At 73.7% G+C, this 3,505-nt stretch carries 2 protein-coding genes; both read right to left on the bottom strand.

The features are described from left to right. Positions 1 to 718: beta-ketoacyl synthase N-terminal-like domain-containing protein (locus tag JK364_RS53985; RefSeq protein WP_201858811.1), on the bottom strand; the 718-nt coding region annotated here is incomplete at its 3' end. 17 nt (positions 719 to 735) lie between these two features. Beyond that, positions 736 to 3,505 (bottom strand): type I polyketide synthase (locus tag JK364_RS53980; RefSeq protein WP_201858810.1); only part of this gene is annotated, 2,770 nt, incomplete at its 5' end.

The raw sequence follows: 3,505 nt of genomic DNA, 5'->3' as shown, positions 1-3,505 counted from the left end.
GCCCGCGGTCCTGGCTGAGTCCGACGAAGGCGGTCGGGGTGGCCATGACCGTCGAGCCCCCGACGAGGGCCAGGGAGCAATCGCCGCTGCGCAGGGAGTGGGCGGCCCAGTGCAGTGCGACGAGGGAGGACGAGCAGGCCGTATCGATGGTCACGGCCGGCCCTTCGAGGCCGAACTTGTAGGCGACCCGGCCGGAGGCGGCGCTGGCGAGTCCACCGGTGCCGCCGCCGGAGGGGTAGTCGTGGTAGACGACCCCGGCGAACACGCCGGTGCGGCTGCCCTTGAGGGAGAGCGGGTCGATACCCGCACGCTCCAACGCCTCCCAGGACACCTCCAGGAGGAGCCGCTGCTGCGCGTCGGTCTCCTTGGCCTCGCGGGGGCTCATCTTGAAGAAGTCGGCGTCGAAGCGGCCCGCGTCGTGGAGGAATCCGCCGTGCCGGGTGTACGTTTTGCCCGGCGTCGACGGGACGGGGTCGTAGAGCCCCTCGATGTCCCAGCCGCGGTCGTCCGGGAAGAATGTGATGGCTTCGGCGCCGGCCGCCGCCAGTTCCCACAGGTCCTCGGGCGACGCGACGCCGCCCGGGAAGCGGCAGCCCATTCCGATGATGGCGATCGGCTCGTGCCGGACCGCCTCGGCCTCGCGCAGGCTCCGCCTGGACTTCTGCAGTTCGGCGGTCGCGCGCTTGAGGTATTCGCGCAGCTTCTCGTCGTTCTCCATTGATCCTCCCTCCCGGTTCAGGACGCGCCGAGCTCGCTGTCGAGCGCTTGGAAGAGTTCCTCGTCGCTGGCGGTCGCGAAGTCGTCGCCGGGTTCCCCGGCGGCCTGCGGGGACGTGTCCGCGTTCCGCCAGTCGCGCAGCACTGCCTCCAGCCGGGCCGCGATCACGGCCCGTTCCCCGGGGCTGAACACCGAGAGCGAGGACCCGAGTTGCTCGATCTCGGCCAGCACCGGCTGGACGGCGTCCGCCGGCGCCGGTTGGAGTTCGGCGGCGAGGAACGCCACCGCGGCCCGTGCGGTCGGGTGGTCGAACACGAAGGTGGCGGGCAGCCGCAGACCGGTGGCCGTGTTCAACAGCCTGCGGAGCCGGACAGCGGCCAGGGAGTCGAATCCGAGTTCCTGGAAGGGCCGGTCCGGTTCGACCGCGGCGATGGACGGGCTGCCGAGCACCGTGGCGGTGTGAGTGCGGACGAGGTCCAGCAGGACGCGTTCCCGCTCCGGCTCGGTCAGCTCGTCCAGGCGCCCGCGGAGCGCGCGCCCGCCATCATTCCGGGGACCGGCCTGGGACGTGACCCGGATGAGCGCGCGGAGCGGCGCGGGCAACTCGTCGGGCTTGGCACGCAGCACCGCCCGGTCGAGCCCGATCGGCACGAGCAGCGTATCCGGCACGCCGAAGGCGGCGTCGAACAGAGCCAGGCCCTCCTCCGCGGTCAGCGGAACGACACCCTCCTGTTCCGGCGCGGTCTCCCAGGGACCGAAGGCGAAGGACCTGGCCGGCAGGCCCAGAGACCGCCGGTGCACGGCGAGGGCGTCCAGGTGGGCGCTCGCGGCGGCGCGGGCGACCCGGCCCATCCCGTGCATCAGCCCGGCGGACGAGGAGATCATCACGAAGGCCGCGAGGTCGCGGTCGCGGGTGAGCTCGTGCAGGTTCCACGCCGCCTCGGCGGCGGAACCGAAGACGGCGTCGAGTCGCTCCCCCGTCATCGCCCCGACGGGCCCGTCCCCGTCGGCGGCGTCCGCCGCGTGGACCACGGCGACGAGAGGATGCGATTCCGGGACAGCCGCCACGAGCGCGTCCAGCGCCGCCCGGTCGGAGATGTCGCGGTCGGCGGCCGACACGTCGGCGCCCCGCCCGGTGAGTTCGGCCTCCAGCCCGGGGTTCGGCGGGCCAGTGAGCAGCAGACGCCGGACGCCGTGCACGACGACCAGGTGCCGGGCGACGAGCGCACCCGCCCCGGTCGTGCCGCCGGTGACCAGCACTGTGCCCGGCGTCGTCCAGGGCACCGGGGCGTCCGCCGCGGGCTCCGCCTTCGCCAGCCTCGGCACGAGCACCTCGCCGGCGCGGACGGCGACGTCCGTCTCCCCCGTCGCGAGCGCCGCCGGGAGCTCCCGGTCCGCGTCACCGGATTCGTCCAGGTCCACCAGGACGAACCGGTTGGGGTACTCGCTCATCGCGGCACGGACCAGCCCCCAGACCGGCGCCCGGCCCGGGTCCACGGGTTCGCCACCGTCGACCGCGACCGCGTTCCTCGTGACGACGACGAGCTTCGACGTGGCGGACCGCTCGTCCGCGATCCAGTCCTTGAGGAGCGCCAACATCTCGCCGAGCGCGGCGGGAGCCGGGGCGACGGCGAAGTCGGGCACGGCCTTCCCGGACAGGGCGGTCTCATGGGAGGACCAGGTGAAGTCGGTGGGCATGGCCCCGGCCTCGGCGGCCCCCGGCGCGGGCACCCACTCCAGGCGCAGCAGCGACACCGGACGGGTGCCCGCGGCGGAGGCGAGTTCGCCCGCCGAGACCGGCCGCGACTCGACCGAGCCAATGGAGATCACGTGTCGTCCGCCGGGCTCGGACAGCGTGATCGACACACCACCGTCCCCATGGGGTGCGACGTGCGCGCGGAGCACCGCCGAGTCCGTGGTCTGAGCGACCACGCCCCGCCATGCCGACTCCAGTTCGGCGCCGCCGCCGAAGCGGGAGAGCTGGACGGCCGCGTCGAGCATCGCGGGATGCAGGACGAAACCGTCCCGGTCGGCGTCCTCCGGGAGCGAGATCTCCGCGAAGAGGTCCTCGCCGCGCCGCCACACCGCGTTCAGCGCCTGGAAGGTCGGGCCGTGTCCGTAGCCGATCTCCAGCAGCCGCGCGTGGACGCCCGGCACGTCGACCTGCTCGGCTCCGCGCGGCGGCCACTCGGCCGGGACCTCCGGCTCGAACCGCGGCTCACTCGCCAAGACGCCGCCGGCGTGCCGGCGCCACGGAGCGTCGTCCTCGCCGCCGCCGTCCACACGCGAATAGATCTGAACCGTCCGTTCCCCGGACGGGCCGGCGGCGCCCATGACGACGCGGACCGCGACCGGCACGTCGCCGGGCAGCGGCAGCGGGCTCTCCGCGACGAGTTCCCGCAGCGCGTCGCAGCCGACCTGGCGGCCCGCCTGGAGCGCCATCTCGACAAGCCCGCTCCCGGCGAACGTCACCGTTCCGAGCACGTCGTGATCGGCGAGCCACGGTTGCCGCGTCACCGAAAGCTGGCCGGTGAGGACGACCGCGCCCGTGTCCGGCACCGCCACGACCGCGCCCAGAATCGGGTGCCCGGCACCCTCGATGCCCATGACGGCCAGATCCCCGCCAAGGGCGTCCGGCATCTGCCAGTACCGCTGCCGCTGGAACGCGTAGGTCGGGAGATCGGTGACACGGGCACCCGTCCTGGCGAAGAACGCCGCCCAGTCGACAGCAATCCCATGGGCGTGGAGCCGGGCCACCGCGGTGACGACGGTGTACGTCTCCTCCCGG

Origin of the sequence: Streptomyces endocoffeicus (assembly GCF_016741935.1) — a bacterium.
Classification (GTDB): domain Bacteria; phylum Actinomycetota; class Actinomycetes; order Streptomycetales; family Streptomycetaceae; genus Streptomyces; species Streptomyces endocoffeicus.
The sequence above is the reverse complement of the archived record's forward strand: the minus strand, read 5'-3'. Positions and strand labels throughout refer to the sequence as shown.